The organism is Streptomyces sp. NPDC020731, from assembly GCF_044334705.1.
GTDB lineage: Bacteria > Actinomycetota > Actinomycetes > Streptomycetales > Streptomycetaceae > Streptomyces.
Map to the genome: position 1 here is coordinate 1 of NZ_JBIRTN010000032.1, position 21,008 is coordinate 21,008.

General features: G+C 71.2%; 22 protein-coding genes and 5 pseudogenes. 17 read left to right on the top strand and 10 right to left on the bottom strand.

The window, feature by feature from the left end:
• Positions 1–978, top strand: a 978-nt coding sequence (locus tag ACH4VX_RS33905; protein ID WP_398372981.1) for a sensor histidine kinase, incomplete at its 5' end; no start/stop codon positions are given.
• The gene (locus ACH4VX_RS33910; protein WP_398372983.1) at positions 975–1,613 is read left to right on the top strand and encodes a LuxR C-terminal-related transcriptional regulator; all 639 of its coding nucleotides are present in this window, start codon (positions 975–977) and stop codon (positions 1,611–1,613) included. The genes ACH4VX_RS33905 and ACH4VX_RS33910, both read left to right, overlap by 4 nt.
• Positions 1,614–1,774: 161 nt before the next feature.
• Here ACH4VX_RS33910 and ACH4VX_RS33915 read toward each other — a convergent pair.
• Together ACH4VX_RS33915 and ACH4VX_RS33920 are read right to left on the bottom strand one after the other, a co-directional pair.
• Positions 1,775–1,903 (bottom strand): annotated as a pseudogene (locus tag ACH4VX_RS33915) (transposase); the annotation flags it as partial.
• Positions 1,904–1,998: 95 nt separating this feature from the next.
• Entirely contained in the window at positions 1,999–2,967 is a 969-nt protein-coding gene (locus ACH4VX_RS33920; protein ID WP_398372985.1) for a LysR family transcriptional regulator, read from the bottom strand.
• A 103-nt stretch (positions 2,968–3,070) separates the two neighbouring features.
• Between ACH4VX_RS33920 and ACH4VX_RS33925 the strand changes: the two genes are divergently transcribed.
• The 4 genes from ACH4VX_RS33925 to ACH4VX_RS33940 all read left to right on the top strand — a co-directional run bounded on the left by ACH4VX_RS33925 (position 3,071) and on the right by ACH4VX_RS33940 (position 6,319).
• Positions 3,071–4,009, top strand: a complete 939-nt coding sequence (locus ACH4VX_RS33925) for a serine hydrolase (RefSeq protein WP_398372987.1) — start codon at positions 3,071–3,073, stop codon at positions 4,007–4,009.
• A gap of 83 nt (positions 4,010–4,092) precedes the next feature.
• The gene (locus ACH4VX_RS33930; protein ID WP_398372989.1) at positions 4,093–5,130 is read left to right on the top strand and encodes an MBL fold metallo-hydrolase; all 1,038 of its coding nucleotides are present in this window, start codon (positions 4,093–4,095) and stop codon (positions 5,128–5,130) included.
• A 100-nt stretch (positions 5,131–5,230) separates the two neighbouring features.
• Positions 5,231–5,452 carry a hypothetical protein gene (locus ACH4VX_RS33935; protein ID WP_398372991.1) on the top strand — a complete coding sequence of 74 codons (222 nt, stop codon included), beginning with the start codon at positions 5,231–5,233 and terminating at the stop codon, positions 5,450–5,452.
• Positions 5,453–5,893: 441 nt separating this feature from the next.
• A complete protein-coding gene (locus tag ACH4VX_RS33940; RefSeq protein WP_398372992.1) occupies positions 5,894–6,319 on the top strand; it encodes a hypothetical protein in 426 nt (141 codons plus the stop codon).
• Here the strand turns inward: ACH4VX_RS33940 and ACH4VX_RS33945 are convergent.
• Positions 6,242–6,430 (bottom strand): annotated as a pseudogene (locus tag ACH4VX_RS33945) (IS6 family transposase); the annotation flags it as partial. The gene ACH4VX_RS33940 and the pseudogene ACH4VX_RS33945 overlap by 78 nt on opposite strands.
• Positions 6,431–6,765: 335 nt before the next feature.
• Between ACH4VX_RS33945 and ACH4VX_RS33950 the strand changes: the two are divergent.
• From ACH4VX_RS33950 to ACH4VX_RS33960, 3 genes are all read left to right on the top strand, one after another.
• Positions 6,766–9,522 (top strand): hypothetical protein, encoded by a 2,757-nt coding sequence (locus tag ACH4VX_RS33950; protein WP_398372993.1) that lies wholly within the window; start codon positions 6,766–6,768, stop codon positions 9,520–9,522.
• Between the two features lie 422 nt (positions 9,523–9,944).
• Positions 9,945–10,286: an STAS domain-containing protein gene (locus tag ACH4VX_RS33955; RefSeq protein WP_398372995.1), complete on the top strand. Its 342-nt coding sequence runs from the start codon at positions 9,945–9,947 to the stop codon at positions 10,284–10,286.
• A gap of 475 nt (positions 10,287–10,761) precedes the next feature.
• On the top strand, positions 10,762–11,202 hold the full coding sequence (locus ACH4VX_RS33960; RefSeq protein ID WP_398372996.1) for a VOC family protein: 441 nt from the start codon (positions 10,762–10,764) through the stop codon (positions 11,200–11,202).
• Positions 11,203–11,241: 39 nt separating this feature from the next.
• On the opposite strand, the pseudogene ACH4VX_RS33965 reads toward ACH4VX_RS33960, so the two are convergent.
• Positions 11,242–11,337: pseudogene (locus tag ACH4VX_RS33965) on the bottom strand (transposase); the annotation flags it as partial.
• A gap of 692 nt (positions 11,338–12,029) precedes the next feature.
• Positions 12,030–12,443 carry a MerR family transcriptional regulator gene (locus tag ACH4VX_RS33970; protein ID WP_398372998.1) on the bottom strand — a complete coding sequence of 138 codons (414 nt, stop codon included), beginning with the start codon at positions 12,441–12,443 and terminating at the stop codon, positions 12,030–12,032.
• A gap of 386 nt (positions 12,444–12,829) precedes the next feature.
• Here ACH4VX_RS33970 and ACH4VX_RS33975 point away from each other — a divergent pair, with 386 nt between their 5' ends.
• Positions 12,830–14,332, top strand: a complete 1,503-nt coding sequence (locus tag ACH4VX_RS33975) for a SulP family inorganic anion transporter (RefSeq protein ID WP_398373000.1) — start codon at positions 12,830–12,832, stop codon at positions 14,330–14,332.
• Positions 14,333–14,433: 101 nt separating this feature from the next.
• Here the strand turns inward: ACH4VX_RS33975 and ACH4VX_RS33980 are convergent.
• Together ACH4VX_RS33980 and ACH4VX_RS33985 are read right to left on the bottom strand one after the other, a co-directional pair.
• Positions 14,434–14,582: pseudogene (locus tag ACH4VX_RS33980) on the bottom strand (thioredoxin-disulfide reductase); the annotation flags it as partial.
• Positions 14,579–15,001: an arsenate reductase ArsC gene (locus tag ACH4VX_RS33985; protein ID WP_398373033.1), complete on the bottom strand. Its 423-nt coding sequence runs from the start codon at positions 14,999–15,001 to the stop codon at positions 14,579–14,581. The pseudogene ACH4VX_RS33980 and the gene ACH4VX_RS33985, both read right to left, overlap by 4 nt.
• Positions 15,002–15,096: 95 nt before the next feature.
• On the opposite strand from ACH4VX_RS33985, the gene ACH4VX_RS33990 reads away from it, so the two are divergent.
• The 7 genes from ACH4VX_RS33990 to ACH4VX_RS34020 all read left to right on the top strand — a co-directional run bounded on the left by ACH4VX_RS33990 (position 15,097) and on the right by ACH4VX_RS34020 (position 18,986).
• The gene (locus ACH4VX_RS33990; protein WP_398373002.1) at positions 15,097–15,405 is read left to right on the top strand and encodes an ArsR/SmtB family transcription factor; all 309 of its coding nucleotides are present in this window, start codon (positions 15,097–15,099) and stop codon (positions 15,403–15,405) included.
• Positions 15,402–16,520 (top strand): ACR3 family arsenite efflux transporter, encoded by a 1,119-nt coding sequence (gene arsB / locus ACH4VX_RS33995; protein ID WP_398373004.1) that lies wholly within the window; start codon positions 15,402–15,404, stop codon positions 16,518–16,520. Before ACH4VX_RS33990 ends, arsB begins: the two co-directional genes overlap by 4 nt.
• Positions 16,517–17,578, top strand: coding sequence for an ArsO family NAD(P)H-dependent flavin-containing monooxygenase (locus ACH4VX_RS34000; protein WP_398373005.1), 1,062 nt, complete (start codon positions 16,517–16,519; stop codon positions 17,576–17,578). Before arsB ends, ACH4VX_RS34000 begins: the two co-directional genes overlap by 4 nt.
• Positions 17,579–17,699: 121 nt before the next feature.
• Positions 17,700–18,038, top strand: a complete 339-nt coding sequence (locus tag ACH4VX_RS34005; protein ID WP_398373007.1) for a hypothetical protein — start codon at positions 17,700–17,702, stop codon at positions 18,036–18,038.
• A complete protein-coding gene (locus ACH4VX_RS34010) occupies positions 18,035–18,481 on the top strand; it encodes a MerR family transcriptional regulator (protein WP_398373008.1) in 447 nt (148 codons plus the stop codon). The genes ACH4VX_RS34005 and ACH4VX_RS34010 overlap by 4 nt, the downstream gene beginning before the upstream one ends.
• Positions 18,462–18,761, top strand: a complete 300-nt coding sequence (locus tag ACH4VX_RS34015; RefSeq protein WP_398373010.1) for a hypothetical protein — start codon at positions 18,462–18,464, stop codon at positions 18,759–18,761. The genes ACH4VX_RS34010 and ACH4VX_RS34015 overlap by 20 nt, the downstream gene beginning before the upstream one ends.
• A gap of 57 nt (positions 18,762–18,818) precedes the next feature.
• Positions 18,819–18,986 carry a hypothetical protein gene (locus ACH4VX_RS34020; protein WP_398373012.1) on the top strand — a complete coding sequence of 56 codons (168 nt, stop codon included), beginning with the start codon at positions 18,819–18,821 and terminating at the stop codon, positions 18,984–18,986.
• Positions 18,987–18,991: 5 nt separating this feature from the next.
• Here ACH4VX_RS34020 and ACH4VX_RS34025 read toward each other — a convergent pair.
• The 3 genes and pseudogenes from ACH4VX_RS34025 to ACH4VX_RS34035 all read right to left on the bottom strand — a co-directional run bounded on the left by ACH4VX_RS34025 (position 18,992) and on the right by ACH4VX_RS34035 (position 20,965).
• Positions 18,992–19,518, bottom strand: a pseudogene (locus ACH4VX_RS34025) (GNAT family N-acetyltransferase).
• Positions 19,515–19,886: an ArsR/SmtB family transcription factor gene (locus ACH4VX_RS34030; RefSeq protein ID WP_398373013.1), complete on the bottom strand. Its 372-nt coding sequence runs from the start codon at positions 19,884–19,886 to the stop codon at positions 19,515–19,517. The pseudogene ACH4VX_RS34025 and the gene ACH4VX_RS34030 overlap by 4 nt, the downstream one beginning before the upstream one ends.
• The gene (locus ACH4VX_RS34035; protein ID WP_398373015.1) at positions 19,874–20,965 is read right to left on the bottom strand and encodes an NAD(P)-binding protein; all 1,092 of its coding nucleotides are present in this window, start codon (positions 20,963–20,965) and stop codon (positions 19,874–19,876) included. Before ACH4VX_RS34035 ends, ACH4VX_RS34030 begins: the two co-directional genes overlap by 13 nt.
• Positions 20,966–21,008: the final 43 nt, after the last annotated feature.

The following is a 21,008-nucleotide window of genomic DNA, read 5'->3' on the forward strand; positions in this document are numbered from 1 at the left end:
CGGGACGGCGGCGAGGACCTCGCCGCCGTCCCGCCCGCCTACACCGACGCCTACACCGACGCCTACACCGACGCCTACACCGACGCCTACACCGACGCCTACACCGACGCCTACGGCCGTCCGCTGTTCCCGCCGGCTCCCGGCGAAACCGGACGAAGCGTCACCCCGGTGGGCGACACGGAGGACGAGGGTTCCCACTGCGCGGTCCTCGTGCACGATTCCGCCCTCGACGACGAACCCGAACTGCTGGCCGCCGCCGGCGCCGCCGTACGCCTGTCTCTGCGCGCCATGCGGCTGCACGCGGAGATCCGGGCCCGGGAGGAGAGGACCGCCGAGGTCCGCTCCCGGCTGCTGCGGGCCGCCGACGACCAACAACGGGAACTGGAACGGAACCTGCACGATGGGGCACAGACCCGTCTCGTCCTGGCCCTGATGACTCTGCGCCGGGCGGGTTCCCTCCTCGTGCGGGGGGACGGGGGAAACAGGGGGGACGGCAGGGCCGGGGAGGAGGACGCGGCGCTGCGCCGGGCGGTCGCCGAGGCCGAAGAGACCCTGCGCCAGGCCCTGGAGGACCTCCGGGAACTCGCCCAGGGCATCCACCCGGCCCTGCTGACCCGTGAGGGCATCGGCCCCGCCGTCACCGCGGTCGCGGAACGGTCCCCGCTGCCTGCCGAGGTGACCGCCGAGCCCGGCCGGTACCCGCCGTTCATCGAGTCCGCCGCCTACTTCACCGCCTGCGAGGCACTGTCGAACACCGTCAAGCACGCCCATGCCGAACGGGTGCGGATCTCCGTACGGAGGGAGGGAGCACTGCTGGTCGTCGAGGTCACCGACGACGGCACCGGCGGCGCGGACCCCGCTGGAGGCACCGGACTGAGCCTGCTCGCCGACCGGCTGGCCGCGGCGGGAGGGGTGCTACGGGTCTCCGACGGCCCGGACGGCGGCACCCGGGTCCGGGCGGAGCTGCCGTGCGCGTGATCGTGGCAGAGGACTCCGTCCTCCTCAGAGAAGGGCTGGTGAGGCTGCTCACCGAGGCCGGCATCGAGGTCGTCGGTGAGACCGGCGACTGCGCGGGCCTGCTGCAGATGGTCGCAGACCGTGTCCCCGAGGTAGTCCTGCTGGACGTCCGCATGCCCCCGACCCACACCGACGAGGGCATCAGGGCGGCGGCCGGCCTCCGGGAGCGCTTCCCCGCCGTCGGGGCGCTCCTGCTCTCGCAGTACGTGGAGACCGGTGGCCCGCTGCGCACACTCGCTGCCTCCCCTCGCGGATTCGGTTACCTGTTGAAGGAACGCGTCGCCGATTTCGGTGAACTGCACGACGCCCTGGTGCGGGTGGCGGCGGGAGAGTCCGTCATCGACCCCCAGGTGGTCGCCCGGCTGCTCGGCCGCAAACGGTCCGGCAGCGCCGTCGACGAGCTCACCGACCGCGAGCGGGAGGTGCTCGCCGCCATGGCCGAGGGCCGCTCCAACGAGGCCATCACCCGGCGCCTGGCCATCAGTGGCAAAACGCTGGAGACCCACATCCGCAGCATCTTCACCAAACTCGGGCTGGAACTCGACATCCGGTACCACCGGCGGGTCCAGGCCGTGATCACCTACCTCCGGGCCTGACCACCCACCGGCGCCCTGGGACAGCGGTGCCGGAAGCCCCCGCTTCCTCGGTCACTGACCGGTCGCCGAGGCTGGTCTGCCGGACGAACGGTGCAACCAGGGTGGTGGGGTTACTGACGGGCGGCTGGGAGCCGGCTGTCGAAGGTGATGTCGAAGGCGTTCAGCGCGGTCTTCCAGTGCTCGGCCCCCTCGCCGCCGTCCCCGGCCCGCAGCCCGAGGATCTCCCGTCGACCCTCGGTGGCGACGGCCAGGGCCACGTGGATCGGCCGGTTGGCGACCGCTTCGGATCGGGGCGTCGTCCTGCCGGCGAGACCGTTTCGGCAATGCCCGAGCAGGGGTCCCTGCCGGATGCGGAGTACGAGGTGTGCGGCCGGCGTGCGGGTGTTCAGCCGTACACCACCGACCACGGACGCGGGGCGTCGTCGGGCGGGTGGGCAGTGCCCTCGCGTCGTGGGGTGGCGGTGTGGTGGCGGGCCAGGACTTCGGCGGCGAGTTCGGCGAAGCGGCGGGCGGCCGGGTGGGCTCCGCGGCCGGTGGGCCAGGCGCCGCTGATGCGCAGGGTGAGCGGGCGGCCCGCCAGGGGTGACCAGGCGACGCGGGGTTCTTTGCGGGCCGCCGGTCCCTGGCCGAAGGCGACACCGTGTCCTGCCGTCACGAGGGCGAGCAGGAACTCGGGGTTGGAGGCATGGCGGAGGCGGCCGGGGACGAAGCCTTCGGCGCGGCACACGTCGAGGATGCGGTCGTGCCAGCCGGGTGCGTGCGCGCGGGGGAAGAGCACCAGGTCGTGGCCGGAGAGGTCGCTGAGCGTCACTTCCGGCAATCGGGCCAGTGGTGAGGTGCGGGGAAGGACGACACCCAGGTCCAGTGAGACGTCGGGGCCGAGCCGTAGTTCGGTGGCGTCGACGGGGTGGTGCACGAGTCCGACGTCCAGGCCACCGGAGGCCAGCAGCCGCAGTTGCTCCACGGTGGTGACCTCTTGCAGGTCGACGGAGAGCTCCGGAGCGTGTTCCGCGCAGGCGGAGAGCAGCGCGGACAGTACGGCGGCCGTGGTGTCGGGCGGCACGCCCGCGCGCAGGGTGCCGAGGCCGCCGTCCGCGGCGCGACGGGCCAGGGTGCGCAACTTCTTCTCCCGGGCCAGGAGTTCGTGGGTCTCTTCCAGCAGCGCCGCTCCGGCGGCACTGAGCCGGACGCCGCGCTGCGAGCGGTCGAACAGTTCGGCTCCGAGTTCCTTCTCCAACCGGCGGATTGCCTGGCTGAGCGGCGGCTGGGCCATGCCCAGCCGCTCGGCAGCGCGGCTGAAGTGCAGCTCGTCGGCTACGGTGACGAAAAGACGCAGGTGGCGCAAGAGATCCACGATCAAGGATCATATGCGGAAGCCGCCGTGCGGGGGACGGCCCGGTCGATCGGCGGCCGGCCGGCCGGTGACGGGGAACGTCGATGTCCGAGGACGAGCAGTGATGAGCACGCGAACAGCGGCCGAAGACCGGATCCGGCAGATCTTCGCCGAGGCGGGCGCGAGGGGGCGGCTACACGCTGTTCCCGTCCGTGCGGGTACGCCGACCGCCGGGGAGACCGACGGCGAGCGGGGCGCCCGTGAAGTCGCCGTGGGCGCCGACGACGCCGTCGTCATCGCTTCGGTCTTCAAGATACTGCTGGTGCTGGAGTTCGCCCGGCAGGTCGTGGCCGGCCAGCTCGATCCGAGGGAGCGGGTGCGGGTGATCTCGGCCGACCGGCTCGGCGGCTGGGGCACCGCCGGCTGCCTGGACGATGTCGAGCTGTCGTTGCGCGATCTGGCCTACTTCGCGATGTCGGTCAGTGACAACTCGGCTGCCGATCTGCTGCTGGACCGTGTCGGCCTGGACACCGTGAGACTGCTCGCGAAGGAACTCGGCCTGGACCGGACGCGCATCGTGGGTGGTCCGCGGGACCTGCTGGAGTCGATGCTCGCGGAGGTCGGGGCACGGGACGAGAGGGAGTTCGCCGTGCGCTACCCGGCCCTGTCGGACGAGAGGAAGAGACGGCTGGCGGTGCTGGATCCCCGCCACACCACGGCCAGCACGCCCCAAGAGATCACACGGTTGCTCCGACTCGTCTGGACCGATGCCGCCGGGCCGCCGGAAGCCTGTGCGCTCGTGCGCGATCTGATGAGCAAGCAGGTCTTCCGTCACCGGCTGGTGTCGGGTTTCCCGGACGACGTCGCGGTCGCGGCCAAGACCGGCACGCTGCCCGGGCTGCACATGGAGGCGGGTGTCGTCCGTTACCCGGACGGCGAGTGCTACGCGATCGCCGTGTTCGCGCGTACGCACGATCTGACCGCCTCCCGTGCCACGGTGGACGCGGCGATCGGCCGGGCCGCCGGAATCGCGGCAGCTTTCCTCCGCGGCGACTGCCGCTGACCGGGGCACATATGCGTTCGCGTATCGGAAGTGCCGGACTCCGGTCTTGGACAGGGAACTTCGTCCCTTGATCTGCTGACGCCATGACCCAGGACGTACATGCCTCGAACAGACGAGACGTTTCCTCCGGCCGCGGATTCGACCGCCGTACGGTGCTGCGGGGCGCCGCACTCGGCGCGGCGTCCCCGCTGATCCCGGCCACGGCAGCCACGGCAGCCACGGCGTCCGCGACCACCGTCCGCGACCGTGGCGGTGACCGGGCCGCCCGTTCCGTGTCGTTCCGCTGGCTCGGCACCGCGGGTTGGCGCATCGACGTGGGCGGCCGCACCGTGCTCTTCGACCCCTACCTCACCCGTTTCCGCACCGGTCTGTTCGACGGCGGCCTCGACTCGCAGACCGAGCTGGAAACGGATCCCACCATCGTGGACGCGCACATCGGCCGTCCCGAACTGATACTGGTGAGTCACTCCCACTGGGACCACCTCGGTGACGTGCCGTACATCGCCAAAACCACCGGCGCCCGCGTCATCGGCACCGAGACCACGTACCACCTGCTCACCGCCCTCGGAGTCGACTCGAAAAAGATCTCCGTGGTGAAGGGCGGCGAAGTACTGGACCTCGGCACGATCACCGTCGAGGTCGTACCCAGCCTGCACAGCCGTAACAAGAACTGCTCGTACTTCGCCCCGGGCACGCTGAACGCCCCGCCCGCGACGGTCCCCAGCACCATCGCGGACCTGCCCGAGGGTGACACCCTGGCCTTCCAGATCACGGCCGGAGAGCGCGGCCCGTCGGCATTCCTCATGGGAGCCAGCGACTTCACCGAGCGGGCGGTGCGGGGCCTGCGCCCCGACCTCGCGATGGTCGCCGTGCCCACCGCCACTACCACCACCCATCACTACGTGTCCCGGTTGCTGAGCGCCCTGGACACCCCCGGTGTCGTCGTCCCCGTCCACTGGGACAACTTCGAGCTGCCGCTGAGCGGTTCCCCGGTCCGCGACCCGGCGATGGACCTCGACGCCTTCCTCGCCCAGGTCGCGAAGGCGTCTCCGGCCACCCGGATCGTCGTCCCGGACTACCGCACCGTGTACGACGGCGACATGCGGCCCGCAGGCCAGTAGGCGAGGCCCGCCGGGCCGGTTCGGAGCCGTCGGCCCGGCAGGGGCCGTTCTCGTACGAGCCGAGGCTGGTGGACCGGGTGGTGCGCTGGAGTTCGCCGACATGGCCGGACCGGCCGCGAACTCGTCGGGGACCACCGAGTACACCGGCACCGGGATGCCGCCCGCGCGGCTGTGCCGCGCCGGGATCACCAGATCCGACGGTTTCGCGGGCAGTATGCTCCTGGAGCAGGTCCACGGGCCGCGCGGGCCGACCGCATCCTTCCGCACCATCGGTGACCGGACGAGCCGTCTGGACCGGCCGGAACCTTGGCTGACCGGGTGAGGACCCGGCGAAGTGCGGGACACCACCCCCGCGGCGGCGCGGACTTTGAAACCGGCACTGGCGGCGCGAGCGGCAACGGCACCGCCAACGACCCGGTGATTGTCCGGTCACCCGGATCGGACGCGCCGCTCACCCTGTCGGTGTTCACCAACCGCAGCCACGACAACGCCACATACGACGACAAGGTGATCGCATCCACCGCCCCCGCGCCGGCCACGGCCCTCGGCAGACCCTGACCGGCCGTTGGTCCAGCACATGGTCGGTGCGACAGGGATGCACGCGAAAGTCGACCACGGGACAACGCCTGATGCGGTCGGTCAGGCCGTGAGAGCGGTGGGCGGTGCGGGCCGGTCGCATCGTGGCCCCGTCTGCGTACCGCCGGTGGCCCCCGACCCGCCCGTGTCGGGGGCCACCGGTCTGTTACAAGCAAGGAGGACCGCCATGCAGTACGTACGACACGCCAAAGGCGCTCTCACCGTCGCCGCCGCCACTGCGGCTTGCCACGCCCTCATGTCCGCCGGCTACGCGTGGGCCCGCGGCAGCGCAGCCGCGAGCGGGGACACGATGTTCTCCGGCGCTTTCGAGTTCCTCCTCACCACGGCCGCTTCCTGGGCTCTCATGCCCCTCCTGCTGTGGGCCGGCATGCGGGTGACGGGGGAGACCGGCAACGCCGTTCTCGTGCTCGTCGGTGGGCTGGTCTGGGCGGGGGTCTCCGGGTACTTCATCGACGACATCGACCGCGCGGGCGGGCACATGCCGATCCCCGTACTGGCCGCATACGTTCTTCTCGGCGCGGGGCTGGCCGAACTTGGCGGACCAGCGGCGGACGGTCCCACAGGAGACGATGACGCCGCGCTCAAGAAATAGTTCCTCGACCTTGCAAGAGGACAGCGGGAAGCGGAAGTACAGCCATACCGCGTACACGATCACCTCCACCGGGTACCGGTGGCCCTTGTACGACGGCGACGCGGACGACACGAACGAACCCATCCCCGGCACGATCAACTCCGAGATCATCCCAGGCCGGTCAGCGAACGCGTCAACGCCCTGCATCTGCTCTCCGAGGCCGAGCACCGGAGCGAGGAGGTGGGGAGTTCGACTCATGGAAAGCTCTTCCCCGTCCGGTGATCCGCTGGTCCCCGCGGTTGCACTGGCTTGATCGCATCGCTCGCCCGCTGTCGGCTTCTCCTCGACGGACAACCCACAGACACCCCTCCCGGTCCTAAGTGACGCGAGAGGCGCCCTGGACCGACGGGACGTCTGCGCACGGGGTTTTGAGGAGAGGACCATTGATTCGTGCCCGGCGAATATGTGTGACCGCCGTGGCGGTGCTGGCGGCCCTGGCGGGCTCGCCCGGACCGGCACAGGCTGAACAGCCCGACGGCTCGGAGCTGTTGAGGGCGACGGACGACAACCCACTTCCGCCGGGGTGGCGGATCGACGGAGAGCGCGGGGCGCGTGAGCTGGTCTGGCGCGCGTCGAGGGCCGTGCCCATGGGGGACGCACGCGTCGAGTTTCGCACCGGGGACCGGCTGCTCGGAGTACCGAAGCCGGCGAAGGACGGCCGGACCTTCCGGCTCGCCCTCGACAGAGCCGAATCCACCGGACTGACGAATTTGCGAGTCACCGCCGCAGGGCGCCGGTTGGACGCGGAGGCCGATGAGCCGCGCAAGTCCGGCACACAAGGGGTGCGGCTCCCCGCGCAGGCACCGGCGAACGGTGTCGATCCCGGGAAGCCCGGCTCGTACCGCACGGTCACCGGCGAGTACGACCTCGAGCCGGTGCACCTGCCCGGGTTCGACACCCCGGTCGAAATGCGCGCCCAGGTGGTGACACCGAAGGGCGCCACCGGCAGCCGGCCCCTCGTGCTGTTCCTGCACGGCCGCCACGAGACCTGCTACAAGCCGGGCAGCGAGGACGACGTGACCGGCGAGTGGCCCTGCGTGGACGGCTACAAGCCGATCCCCAGCGACAAGGGATATCTGCGCGATCAGCAACTCCTGGCCTCTCAGGGCCATGTGACGGTTTCGATTTCGGCGAACGGCATCAACGCCCAGGACTGGCAGGCCGAGGACGCCGGCGCGCAGGCGCGTTCCTCGCTGGTACGGCAGCACCTCGCCCGCTGGGCCGACTGGACCGCCCATCGCTCCTCCGCCCCGGCCGTCGTACGCGAGGCGGTGAAGGCCGACCTCTCCCATGTCCTGCTCGTCGGCCACTCGCGCGGTGGCGAGGGTGTCAACCGGGCCGCCATGGACAGCCTCTACCCGCCGCCGGCCGCCGAGGACGGTTACCGGGGCCCGGTGCGCTGGAAGGTGCGCTGGAAGGTGCGCGGGACTGTGCTCGTCGGACCGACGATCTTCGGCCGGAATCCGGTCACCGAGGTGCCGTCCGTGACGCTGTTGCCGGGCTGCGACGGAGACGTGTCGGATCTGCAGGGCGAGGACTTCGTCGACGGGACGCGCGGGATCGGCCGGGGCACGGCACTGCACAGCGCGGTCTACATGGTCGGCGCCAACCACAACTACTTCAACAGCGAGTGGACCCCGGGCGAGGCCGTCGCACCGGCCAGGGACGACTTCGGGACCGACCCGGAGCAGCCGGACCCGGTGTGCACGCCGGGTGCCGCGACCCGGCTGACCGCCGCCCAGCAGCACAAGGCGGGCGCTACGTACATCGCCGCCGCGGCCCGGCTCTTCCTCGCCGGGGACGACCGGGTGCGTCCGCTGCTCGACGGTTCCGGCAAGCGGGCCCCGTCCGCGGACCCGGCCCGGGTGCTGACCCACGCGGTCGGCGGCCGCCGCAGCGGTGGTTTCCTGCCGGACGGCGGGGCGAAGGTGACCGGCGCCCGGCTGTGTTCGGCGGTCGACCCGGACCCGGCCGTGGCCTGTCTGGACCCGGAAACCCTCGGATCGTCACCGCACTTCGCATCGTGGGAGACGGAACAGGAGACCGGCCGCAGCGCGGTGGACCTGAAGTGGTCCACGCCGGGCCCGGCCGCGCGTATCGCTCCGGCCAAGCCGCTCTCCCTGAAGGGTTCCCAGAAGCTCGCGCTCCGGGTCTTCGTACCGCCGAACACGACCGGCACGAAGTTCGACGTGTCCGTCACCGACTCCTCGAACCGCCGGGTGACGCTGGGCCGGGCGGAGGTGGCGGGGCTGCCCGGATCCGAGAACACCGCGTCCTACTGGGCTCAGGAACTGCGCGTCCCGCTGACGGCGGCGACCCGGTCCGGCCTCGATCTGCGGCACGTCAAGTCCCTTGAGCTGACGCCCCGTTCGCAGTCCGGGCGGGCCTGGCTGATGGACGCCTGGGGCTGGGCGCCCGGCACTCCCGCGGTCAAGGCGGCCGTGCTGCCCCGCGTCGACGTGGGCCGCACGATCGTCAAGGAAGGTGACTCGGGCACCCGCACCTACCGCGTCCCGGTCGAGATCTCCGGGCACGGCAGCGGACAGGTCCGTGTGTACGTTCTCGCCCCGGACAGCGGCCGGGCCGAGAACAGGCTGGTGACGGTGCGGCCCGGCAGCCACGCGATCGACGTGCCGGTCGAGGTGAAGGGCGACACGGTCTACGGCGACGACGTGGAGCACGACATCGCCGTCAAGGCCGTCCACAACGCCGTCGTCGGCAAGCACCGGGGCGGGGTGACCGTCGAGAACGACGATCCCGAGCCGGTGATCATCCTGTCGCCGGTCGCGGACCGGGTGGCCGAGGGAGAGACGCTGACCTGGCGGCTGTCCGTGGACGCGCCCACGGCGGTGGACATCTGGCAGCCGGTGCGGGTGCTTCCGGTCACCGAGGGCGCCGAGCTGTCCACCAAGGACGTGGACCCGCAATGGCTCGAGGACTGGTCCGGTGACGTGCCCGGCCCCGAGCGGCCGCTGTCCGACGCGAACCTGTGGGTGTGGCTGAACATCCCGCCCGGGAGCACCGGCGTGGACTTCGTCGTGCCGACCGTGCGGGACCAGGTGGCCGAGCCGACCGAGTCGATGCGCCTCGCACTGACCGACCGCAACGCCGAGCCGCTGCCCGGCAGGCCGGTGCTGAGGGGAACGGTGCTCGACAAGCCGTAAGCACGATGTACGAGGGATCATGAGCCCCCTCTTGTGCGGGGCCCGGTCTGTCCGGACCCCGCACTTCACAAGGTCACGCGGATCCCGGCCGTCCCGTCCAGCCCCCGGCGCAGCCTGCTGCCGAAGAGCGTGAGCCGCTGTGGGTCTGCGGCGCGCCGGTCGCTGACGCACCCAGCCGGCCGAGACCGGACGCCGGCGCGGGGGCGCCGTCCAGCGGGGGACGCCGGCGGGCGAAAGGGGACACGCGGGCCCCGCTGTGCGACGATGGGCGGACACGAGACCGACCGGCACCGCGCGTGCCGGTCCTTGGGTTCTGGCCTTGCCCCCTTCCAGGGCATCCAGCTCCTACCATCGTCGGCACGCCCCTCTCGGGAGCACTTCGCCTTTGGGCTCCTCACCCCCTAGGAGGGGGACCGCCCACCATGCACTTCACCATGCGGATCGACGGCACTGCCGCCCACATCACCGTGCACGGAGAGATCGACTACAACACCCTGCCCACGCTCCGTGCCGCCGCTGCCGGGCTGCCGCCGAAGGTGACCGAGCTGGTCTGGGATCTGCACGATGCCCGCTTCATGGACATCGCCGGCCTCCACCTGCTCTTCGAGCAGCCGTCACAGGAGGGCCCGACCCGCAAGACGACGGTGACCAACCTCGCGCCCCAGCCGCTGCGGCTGCTGGTCCTCGCCGCCGAAGTGATCCCCGCCCTCGAACTCGCCCACCTGCTCCCCGACACACCCCCGGCCACCCTGCTCGACGACTGAGAGGGGCACAGCGGGGCCCCGGTGCGTCCTATGCGAAGTGCTGGCGGGGCGGGCGCGGGAGTAATTCCGGGATTACGCTCACGCGGGCAGCGGACCCGGATCGGGTCAGGGCATCGCGACGTGGGCTCCTCCAGGAGCGCGGAGCGGGCCGGGCACGTGGGGCGGTACGGGGCGCGGTGAGGGCCGCGACGCCGATGCCCCGCCCGCGCGGCCTGCCGGCGGGGGAATTGCCGGGGAAGCATGGAAAAGTGGGGGACGGCACGCTGCGGTTGCTCGCCTTCATGGGAGCGGCCACCTGCGCCGCACTCACTTCCGGCGGTGGCGCCTGGCTCGCGGGTCCGCTGTAGCGGTGCTGAGGCGCGATCCGGATTTTTCGGAGTCCGGCAGTCCGAGGATGCCGAGAACGTGCCACCGGCTCCGTCCCAGGGACATCAGCGGCCACCACCGGCCGCGCGAGGAAGAAGGAGGAACCGGCATGGCGATCCAGCGGATGGACAACGTCGGCATCGTCGTCGAGGACATGGATGCCGCCATCGCGTTCTTCGTGGAACTCGGTATGGAGCTGGAGGGCAGGGCGGAGGTCGAGGGCCTCGTCGCCGACCAGTGCACCGGACTCGACGGCGTCCGCTGTGACATCGCGATGGTCCGGACCCCGGACGGTCACAGCCGGCTCGAGCTGGCGAAGTACCACAGCCCCGCGGCGATCGGCACCGGGCCGCGCAACCGGCCGCACAACATTCTGGGCACGCACCGTGTCATGTTCGCCGTCGACGACATCGAGGACACCGTCGCCCGCCTGCGCCCCCATGGCGCCGAACTCGTCGGCGAGATCGCCCGGTTCGAGGACAACCATCTGCTCTGCTACATCCGCGGCCCGGAGGGCATCATCGTCGGACTGGCCGAGCAACTGCACTGAGAAGGAGAAACCGGGCCATGCAGTCGAAATAGCGCCGTATCAGGCAGTGTTCGCCCTGTTCACGACCGCGCGGAGACGTTCGTCGGCGGCGTGCCTGTTCCGCCGGACGATGTAGCGGCGGATCATGCTTCCCTGTAGTGGACCGCATCGCACGGCGGCAATGGCTCTCCGGTCTGCCGCCTCGTCCCTCGAGCCACGCGGGCACCGGCAGCACCGCCGCCTCCTCCTCCTCTTCGTCGGCTTGGTGGCGAGCGCCATGCTCGGCTGGTCCCGGGCCGACCCGATTGTCACCCTCGTCATCGGCGCCCTCGCCGTCAAGGAGGCCGCGACGCCTGGCAGGGCAAGGGCTGTCGCGTGGTCCCCACCGTGGTGGTGCCGTCCACCGCTGCCGAAGTGAACACGTGCGGCTGCCGTACCCGATCCCACTGCTGCGTCTGAGCCCGGACAGCGACGGAGACACAAGGGCTGACCGCGGGGCGGGACACTGCGGCCGGCCTGTCGGCCTCACTCGCGCCCTGGTTCTCGAATTCAGGCAACCGGGCGTCAGCAAAGCCCTCGGCAGGTCCGCATGTTCGCCGTCGACGAGGAGAGCATCCTTCTCGGCACGCTCTCGAAGGACCGGTGGGTCCGAGGTGCGCCCGAACTCGCGCCGACGACACGTGAGGGTTCGCCAAGCCGGTGTCGGAAGTGCGCGATTACCACGGCATCACGGAGAGGACGCCCATGCGCTCTGTCGGCGCCGCCCGCACAAGCGAACCGTGAAGCCGCCCGGGTGAGGACTCGGGGGTCGGCCCGTTCGGAGGCCGGCCCACGTGGGAGGTGTGGGTTCAGGAATGTGCGGCAGGGGTGTTCTGCTCCAGGCGGGCGCCCAGGGTGGCCGCGAAGTCCTCTGCGCGGGCGAGCTGGACGCGCAGTTTCGCCACCTGCTCGGTGGCGGCCTGCTCGTAGACGCGGACGCGGCCCAGCAGGGTCTCGTGCTCGCCGCTGTCGACGGCCTCGCCGCTGTCGAGGCGGTCGGTGGCGTCGAGGAGGTCGCGCATCTGGTCGAGTGTGAAGCCGAGCGGTTTCATTCGGCGGATGACCATGAGCCGCTGCACGTCGGTCTCGGTGTAGAGGCGGAAGCCGCCCCGGGAGCGGGCGGATGGGGTGACCAGGCCGGTTTCCTCGTAGTGCCGGATGGTGCGCAGCGACAGCTCCGTCCGTGCGGCGACTTCGCCGATCTGCATGTGCTTGTCGTCCACGTCCGTCTCCTGGCCTTTCCCGTCGTGGCGGTCCGCGTCCGTGAGACCCCGCCAACCTCTACTCTAACGTTAGGGTAGAGTAGAGGGCGGCCCGGCTGCCCCCGCTGCTGCCGTTCCGGGGCCGATGGCGCCCCCGGCGAAGACCCCGATTTTTTGCAGGAGAGAGCGTGCGCGAGCCCATGACGCCGATCGCCGCCGCCTGCCCGCCGTGACTCTTCGCCCCCGGACGTGAGCCGGCCGCGCACTGGGCCCCGGCTTGCGTCCTCCTTTCGACCTCCGGCCCGGTACGGGCCGTCCGCGGGGTGCCGGCCCGGCCCCTGCGAGCCCTTCCGCACGCCCCCGCCTTGCCGGTGGGGTGTGCCTGAGTACGACAGGTACGCATCTCCTTGTCATCTTCCGCAGTGACTCCCGCCGCGCGCCTGCGCGGCCTGCGCCCCGACTGGCTGGACGACCCGAAGGTCTGGCGCACCGAGGTCCTGGCCGGCCTGGTCGTCGCCCTCGCCCTGATCCCCGAGGCGATCTCGTTCTCGATCATCGCCGGTGTCGACCCCGCGGTCGGCCTGTTCGCCTCCTTCACCATGGCCGTGACCGTCTCGATCGTCGGCGGCCGCCGGGCGATGATCTCCGCGGCCACCGGCGCCGTCGCCCTGGTGATCGCACCGCTCAACCGTGAGTACGGTTTCGGTTACCTGGTCGCCGCGGTCATCCTCGCCGGTGTCATCCAGGTCGCGCTCGGTGCGCTCGGGGTGGCGAGGCTGATGCGGTTCGTGCCGCGTTCGGTGATGGTCGGTTTCGTCAATGCCCTGGCCGTCCTGATCTTCATGGCTCAGGTGCCGGAGATGCACGACGTCCCCTGGGCCGTGTACCCGTTGATCATCGGCGGGCTGGCGCTCATGGTGTTCTTTCCGAAGATCACCAAGGTGATTCCGGCGCCGCTGGTCTCGATCGTCGTCCTCACCGTCATCACGGTCGCGGCCGGGATCGCCGTGCCGACCGTCGGCGACAAGGGAGAACTCCCCTCGTCGCTTCCCGTGCCGGGCCTGCCCGACGTGCCGTTCACGATGGACACGCTGACCACCGTCGCCCCGTACGCCCTCGCGATGGCGCTGGTCGGACTCATGGAATCGCTGATGACCGCGAAACTGGTCGACGACATCACCGACACCCACTCCAACAAGACCCGTGAGTCGATCGGGCAGGGCGTCGCGAACGTCGTCACCGGCTTCTTCGGCGGCATGGGCGGCTGCGCGATGATCGGCCAGACCATGATCAACGTGAAGGTGTCCGGGGCCCGCACCCGCCTGTCCACCTTCCTCGCCGGCTCGTTCCTGATGGTGCTGTGCATCGTCTTCGGCCCGGTCGTCTCCGACATCCCCATGGCCGCCCTGGTCGCCGTCATGGTCATGGTGTCCTTCGCCACGTTCGACTGGCACTCCATCGCACCCAAGACCCTCAAGCGGATGCCCACGGGAGAGATCGCCGTCATGGTGATCACCGTGATCTGCGTGGTTGCCACCGACAACCTCGCCATCGGCGTCGTCGTCGGCTCCGTCACCGCGATGGTCATCTTCGCCAAGCGCGTCGCCCACCTCGCCCATGTCACCGCCGTCACCGACCCCGACGGCACCACCGTGGTCTACTCCGTGACCGGCGAGCTGTTCTTCGCCTCCTCCAACGACCTCGTCGGCCGGTTCGACTACGCCGGCGACCCCGACAAGGTCATCATCGACCTCTCCGCCGCCCACATCTGGGACGCCTCTTCCGTCGCGGCCCTCGACGCCATCGAGACAAAGTACAAGCAGCGAGGCAAGACCATCGAGATCATCGGCCTGAACGACCCCAGCGCCGACCTCCACTCCAAGCTCACCGGCGAACTCACCAGCCACTGACCCCAAGCCCCACCGCACACCGAGGACCCCGGCCGGCAGGCGGGGTCCTCCGCCGTTCCACGAGCCGCTGGTGTGTGCGCTGACCGGAGCTCGGACAGCTTCTCCACCTCGGTGGTGGTCGTGAGAGAGCCGCCGACGAAGACGGAGCTGCCGAACAGCGGGGGCCCAGCCGGGCGCGGGCGGTGTGGAGGGTGGCGGCGTATCCGGCGGGGCCGGAGCCGATGATGACGACCTTGCGTATCTCGCTCACTCCGTCGCCTCGGGCTTCGTGGGGGCGATCTCGGTGATCAGGCCCTCGACGAGGGCCCTGATCTCGTCGCGGATCGGGCGTACGGCCTCGACGCCCCGGCCGGCCGGGTCCTCGAGCTTCCAGTCCAGGTAGCGCTTGCCGGGGAAGACGGGGCAGGTGTCGCCGCAGCCCATGGTGATGCAGACGTCCGACTCGCGGACCGCGTCGATGGTCAGGATCTTCGGCGTCTCCTGGGAGATGTCGATGCCGACCTCGGCCATGGCTTCGACGGCGGCCGGGTTGACCTGATCACCGGGGTCGGATCCGGCGGAGCGGACCTCGACGCGGTCTTCGGCCAGGTGGGTCAGCCAGGCGGCGGCCATCTGGGAGCGGCCGGCGTTGTGGACGCAGACGAACAGGACGGACGGCTTGTCGGCCATGATGATCGTTCTCTCTCGTCGCATGGCGGAACCCGGCCGCCAATGACTTCAGCCCCCGCTGATATCAGCGAGCGGTGATGTGACAGTATCAGTGCATGCTGACTTCAGTCGATCCTGATGTGATCCGGGTGCTGGGCGATCCGCTCCGCCTTCGGATCGTGACCCTGCTGGCGCGCGAGACGCTGTGCACGACGCACCTGGCCGAGGAGACCGGAGCCAAGCAGACCAACCTGTCCAACCACATGAAGGTGCTGCGTGCGGCCGGGATCGTGGAGACCGAGCCGTGCGGCCGGTTCACCTACTACAAGCTCAAGCCCGAGGTCCTGGCCGGGCTGTCCGAGGGGTTCGCCGAGCTGGCCGCTTCCGCCCGCACCGCCGCTGAGAACAAGAGGGCCTGCCCGTGACCTCCACCGAGCCCACCACCGCCCCCGCGCAAGGAGTCGGCCCGGCCGGTGACGACTCGATCGTCAACAAGCTCTCCACCCTCGACCGCTACCTGGCGGTGTGGATCCTGCTGGCCATGGCCGTCGGGCTGGGCCTGGGCCGCCTCATCCCCGGGATGAACGACGCACTCGCCAGGATCGAGGTCGGCGGGATCTCCCTGCCGATCGCGCTCGGCCTGCTGGTCATGATGTATCCGGTGCTGGCCAAGGTCCGCTACGACAAGCTCGACCGCGTGACCGGCGACAAGAAGCTGCTGGTCTCCTCGCTGGTCATCAACTGGATCGTCGGGCCGGCGGTGATGTTCGCCCTGGCCTGGGTCTTCCTGCCGGAGCTGCCCGACTACCGCACCGGTCTGATCATCGTCGGGCTGGCCCGGTGCATCGCCATGGTCATCATCTGGAACGACCTCGCCTGCGGCGACCGCGAGGCCGCCGCCGTACTCGTCGCGCTGAACTCGGTGTTCCAGGTTCTCGCGTTCGGCCTGCTCGGGTGGTTCTACCTCGACCTGCTGCCGCGCTGGATGCACCTCGGCGACGGCCAGGGCCTGGACGTGTCCGTGTGGCACATCGCCCTGAACGTCATCGTCTTCCTCGGCATCCCGCTGCTGGCCGGGTTCCTGACCCGCCGCATCGGCGAACAGAAGCTGGGCCGCGCCGACTACGAGCAGAAGTTCCTGCCGAAGATCGGCCCGTGGGCGCTGTACGGGCTGCTGTTCACGATCGTCGTCCTCTTCGCCCTCCAGGGAAGGACGATCACCTCGCAGCCGCTGGACGTCGTGCGGATCGCGCTGCCGCTGCTGGTCTACTTCACCGTGATGTTCTTCGGCACCTTCCTGCTCGGCAAGGGCCTCGGCCTGGCCTACGACCGCACCGCGACCCTCGCCTTCACCGCGGCGGGCAACAACTTCGAGCTGGCCATCGCGGTCGCCATTGCCACCTTCGGTGTCACCTCCGGCCAGGCGCTGTCCGGCGTCGTCGGACCGCTCATCGAAGTGCCGGTGCTGATCGGCCTGGTCCACGTCGCGCTCGCCTGGCGAAGGAAGTTCGCCGCCGACGCGGTGACGACGGCCCCGTGACGCGGCGCGTGGACGTGGTGGTGGTCGGCGGCGGGCAAGCTGGGCTCGCCGCCGGCTACCACCTGCGCCGCCGGTACCTGGACTTCGTGATCCTGGACGCCGATGCGGCGCCGGGCGGGTCCTGGCAGCACATGTGGGACTCGCTGCACCTGTTCTCCCCGGCCGAGCACTCCTCCCTGCCCGGACGGCTCATGCCCGTCCAGGCGGGCGAGAGCTACCCGGACGCCGGGCACGTGGTGGACTACCTCACCGACTACGAGAAGCGCTACGACCTGCCCGTCCAGCACGGCACCCGCGTGGACGCCGTACGCCGGGACGGCGACCGGCTCCTGGTCGAAGCGGACTCCGGCACCTGGCGGGCCCGCGCGGTCATCAGCGCCACCGGCAGTTGGTCGCGGCCCTTCCTCCCGGCCGCCGCCGGTCGCGGCGTCTTCGCCGGTCGACAGCTCCACACCGTGGGCTACCGCCGCTCGGCCGACTTCGCCCGGCAGCGCGTCATCGTGGTCGGCGGCGGGAACTCCGGCGCCCAGATCGCTGCCGACCTCGCCCTGTACGACCACGTGGAGGTGACCTGGGTGACCCGGCGCCCACCCCGTTTCCTCCCGGACGACATCGACGGCCGCGCCCTGTTCGACGTCGCCACCGCCCGCCGCCGCGCCCTCGAAGAAGGCCGCCCCGACACCGGCGGGGTGGCCTCGCTCGGCGACATCGTCGCCGTACCGCCTGTCCGCGCCGCCCGCGACGCCGGCCTCCTGAACGCGAAGCCGATGTTCTCCCGGCTCACCGCCGACGGCGTCCAGTGGGCCGACGGCAGCCGCAGCGGCGCGGACGCGATCGTCTGGTGCACCGGCTTCCGCCCGGCTCTGGCTCACCTCGCCCCGCTGAACCTGCGCGGCCCGCGTGGACATGTTCCCACCGACGGCACGCGCGCCCTCGACGAGCCGCGGCTGCGCCTGCTCGGCTACGGCGACTGGACCGGCCCCGCCTCGGCCACCCTCATCGGCGTCGGCCGCCCGGCCCGTGAGGCCGTCGGTCAGATCCACGCCCTGCCGGCCTGAGGCCCACGGGCCGCGCCTGAGCGGGCCCGCGCCCGTCGAGACTTGCATCCGGTACCCACGTACAGGTTTACCGTCGGAGACGTCCCCGGAGTACCGGGGTGCGACGACGGGAGCGAGAGCCATGGCCGGACCGGAGTGGGTGCCGCAGTCGTGCACGCTGCCCACCGCGGAGCGCCCGCTGCGGGTCGCGGAGTGGGACACGCTGTTCGCCGAGCGGTTGCGGCGGGTCACGCGGACCAGTCCGCAGCTCGTGCGGCTGGAGCTGGCTGATGGTCCCGAAGTGGAAGACCGGGTGCAGGACCTCGCCGAGCGGGAGAGCGGCTGTTGCTCGTTCTTCGCTTTCACGGTCACTGCGCACAGCGGCACCGTGACGCTGGACGCGGCGGTGGGCCCGGCGCACGAGCAGGTTCTCGAAGCTCTGGCGGCGCGGGCCGAAGCGACACGCGGGGACGTGTCGTGAGCGTGGGACTGCGCAGCGGGCAGGTGGCCGAGGCCGCCGGGGTGAACATTCAGACCCTGCGCTACTACGAGCGGCGTGGCCTCCTGGCGGAGCCCGGCCGGAGCACGGGCGGCCACCGGCTGTACGACGAGGATGCCGTGACGGCGCTGAGGGTGATCAAGGCCGCTCAGCGGCTGGGGTTCACGCTGGACGAGGTCGCCGAGCTGTTGGAGACCGGCCGGCACCGTCACGGCCGCCCAGTGCCGGGGCTACAGGAACGCGCGGCCGCCAAGCTCGCCGAGGTCGACGCGAAGATCGCCGACCTCACCACTGTCCGGGGCGCACTGGTCGCTGCAGTGGAGGCCGGCTGCGACGACCTGACCGTCTGCGCCGCAAGCGCCTGCTGTCCCATCCCCTTCACCGACCTCGCCGAGGAGAACCGTCATGCCGGTCCCTGCTGCTGACCCCCGCCCCCGCCGGGTTTCGAAGGCCCTCGCGTCCCTGGCGGGGCTGGCATGCGTCGCCTGCTGCGCGCTGCCCGCGCTGATTGCCGCGGGAGTCGTCGGCGCGGGAGCCGCCAACGCCGTGGACCGGCTTCCCGCCCTGGCCACCCTCGCGGCGGGCACCTGGTGGATCAGCCGGCGCCGCCGCTCCTGCTCCTGCACCACGGGCGCCAGCAGCCAGGGATGCGGCTGCGTCAAGGCGTCCGGTCCCGCCGCGGCCAGGTCGGGGTCGGGCACATAAGGCCGATGCGCTCGAGCCGGCCGGACCGGACGGGAGTGAAGCGTGAGGAAGGCGGCAGTGACCCAGCAGCGTGACCAGGGGCTGGTGGCGGCGATGGAGCGGCACCGGGGCGCCGTCCACCTGGGGGCGATGGCCGTCGTCGTGGTGACCCAGACCCTGGTCGAAGTCGTCGGGATGGTCATCCACGTCCGCGCCGTCCCCCGCCTCGTACCGGCCACCCGCTGACCGGTTCAGCCCACCGCCGGGCTGCGGCGCTCCAGCAGCACGACGTCACGCCGGCGGCCGTGGTGGCGACCGACGCGTTCACGGGCGCCGATGACGCGGAACCCGGCCTGCTCGTGCGGGGCCGGGCCGGCGGTGTTCTCCGGGAAGATCCCGGACCGAACGGTCCAGATCCCAGCCGCCTCGGCCGACTCGATGAGCGCCTTCAGCAGTGCGTCGGCGACGCCGCGGCCCGGGCACCGGGGTGGACGTGGACGGAGTGCTCGACCACACCCGCGTACGCGCACCGGCCGGCGACGGCGCTCGTCGCAACCCAGCCCAGCACCGCCCCGCTCCCGTCGAGCGCGACGAAGCGGTGGCCGGGCAGCTTCGCGGCATCGCACGCCTCCCAGGCCGGTGCGTCTGTCTCGAAGGGGGCGTTCCCCTCGTCGATCCCCACCTGATAGATCGCCAGGACCCGCTCCGCGTGCTCCGCGGTCAACGAGGTCACCACGGCGCTGCTGCTCGCCGTCTTCCCTCCTGTGCCCTTCGTCAGGCCGCGGCCGGCAGGGTCAGCAGCTTGCCCATCGCCGCCAGAACGGACGGCTCGACGCGGTAGTACACCCAGGTGCCGCGCCGCTCGGAGCTGAGCAGCCCGGCCTCTTTGAGCTTCTTCAGGTGGTGGGACACCGTGGGCTGGGAGACCCCGACGTCGGAGATGTCGCACACGCACGCCTCCCCGCCCTCGTGCGAGGCGACGGCAGAGAACAGCCGCAGACGGACCGGGTCGCCCAGCGCCTTGAACATCCGCGCAGCCGTTTCGGCCTCCTGAGCGGTCATCGGGCGCTCGGTCAGCGGCGGGCAGCACGGCGCCGCACCCTGACCGTCGGCTTCGAGGAGCGGCAGCACCTTCACATTCGACATGCGTCTATGTTGACACACGTCGAACCAATGCGGCGAGGGCCGTCACCGGCGTGCGAGACGGGCGGCCAAGCGGCGGGCGACACGATCCGCGTCCCGGCCTGCGCCGCGCAGCGAGTTCGCCGACAGGCTGCGCTGCCACTCCAGCCCGACGAACGCCGGCCCCGGCACCTCGGTGGCGACACCTTCCCGGCGCCGGGGGTTTCCGGCGGGGTCCGAGGATCCGTTGAGAGGGGCGAGGCAGGGCAGGTCGGGGCGGTGGCCGGCGCGATCGCGTCGACCCCCTCGCGCCCCCCGTCGACCCAGGTCGCCTTCGCCTCCTCGACTCCGGTGAACACCGGCCGCCGGTGGGGCGCACCGTGGTCGAGCTTGGCGCGGTGGCGGCCGTCGTCGATGACGAACCGGGTCGGAGGCTTGCGCAGCGGCCCGCCGAGCGGGGCGATGTCCAGACCGGTCCGCTGCAGCCGGAAGCGCAGGTCCCGCCCGGCGATCTTCTGCCGGGCGGACTTCACCGGCGCGCGGCCGGCCAGTGTGACCCAGGCGGTCTTCGCGAGTTCGGCGGCAATCCGCACCGCGGAGTTCCCCGCGCCCACCACCACGACCCGCTGCCCGGTGAACAGCTGCGGATCGCGGTAGCCGGCAGCGTGCAGCAGTGTGCCGGTGAACGTCTCCAGGCCCGGAAGGAGGGGCGGTGGGGCCGCCCGAAGGTGTCGGACGCCGCGATCACGGCCTGCGCCGCGAGCCGGGCACCGTCCGCCGGCTCCACCGCGCCGGACGGTGGCCACCCGGGAGCCGGCGCGGATCTCGGCGTCCAGGTGCGCGGCGCTGGCGGTCAGACAGGCGACGGCCTCGTCCCGGTGCGGATGGCGGTCCCGGTCGGCGCCGGGGAACGCCACACCGGGCAGTGAGCTGCAGCGGGCTGGAGAGAGGAGCGTGAGGCTGTCGTAGTGGCGCGGCCACGACCCGGACGTCCGGCAGGAGGCCTCCAGAACCACCGGCCGCAGCCCGCGACGCAGCAGGGCGTGGGCGGTGGTGAGTCCGGACCGGCCGCCGCCGATCACGGCGACGTCGACGTGCTCCATCAGCAGACCCCCTGGTTTCGATGAATGTCTATGTTGACGCTCA

Coding starts and splice junctions, on each gene's coding strand:
- ACH4VX_RS34030 (WP_398373013.1), bottom strand. CDS start 19,886: ATGTCGAATGTGAAGGTGCTGCCGCTCCTCGAAGCCGACGGTCAGGGT.
- ACH4VX_RS34015 (WP_398373010.1), top strand. CDS start 18,462: ATGCCGGTCCCTGCTGCTGACCCCCGCCCCCGCCGGGTTTCGAAGGCC.
- ACH4VX_RS34005 (WP_398373007.1), top strand. CDS start 17,700: ATGGCCGGACCGGAGTGGGTGCCGCAGTCGTGCACGCTGCCCACCGCG.
- ACH4VX_RS33925 (WP_398372987.1), top strand. CDS start 3,071: ATGAGCACGCGAACAGCGGCCGAAGACCGGATCCGGCAGATCTTCGCC.
- ACH4VX_RS33935 (WP_398372991.1), top strand. CDS start 5,231: ATGGCCGGACCGGCCGCGAACTCGTCGGGGACCACCGAGTACACCGGC.
- ACH4VX_RS33960 (WP_398372996.1), top strand. CDS start 10,762: ATGGCGATCCAGCGGATGGACAACGTCGGCATCGTCGTCGAGGACATG.
- ACH4VX_RS33955 (WP_398372995.1), top strand. CDS start 9,945: ATGCACTTCACCATGCGGATCGACGGCACTGCCGCCCACATCACCGTG.
- ACH4VX_RS33930 (WP_398372989.1), top strand. CDS start 4,093: ATGACCCAGGACGTACATGCCTCGAACAGACGAGACGTTTCCTCCGGC.
- ACH4VX_RS33990 (WP_398373002.1), top strand. CDS start 15,097: ATGCTGACTTCAGTCGATCCTGATGTGATCCGGGTGCTGGGCGATCCG.
- ACH4VX_RS33985 (WP_398373033.1), bottom strand. CDS start 15,001: ATGGCCGACAAGCCGTCCGTCCTGTTCGTCTGCGTCCACAACGCCGGC.
- ACH4VX_RS34035 (WP_398373015.1), bottom strand. CDS start 20,965: ATGGAGCACGTCGACGTCGCCGTGATCGGCGGCGGCCGGTCCGGACTC.
- ACH4VX_RS33940 (WP_398372992.1), top strand. CDS start 5,894: ATGCAGTACGTACGACACGCCAAAGGCGCTCTCACCGTCGCCGCCGCC.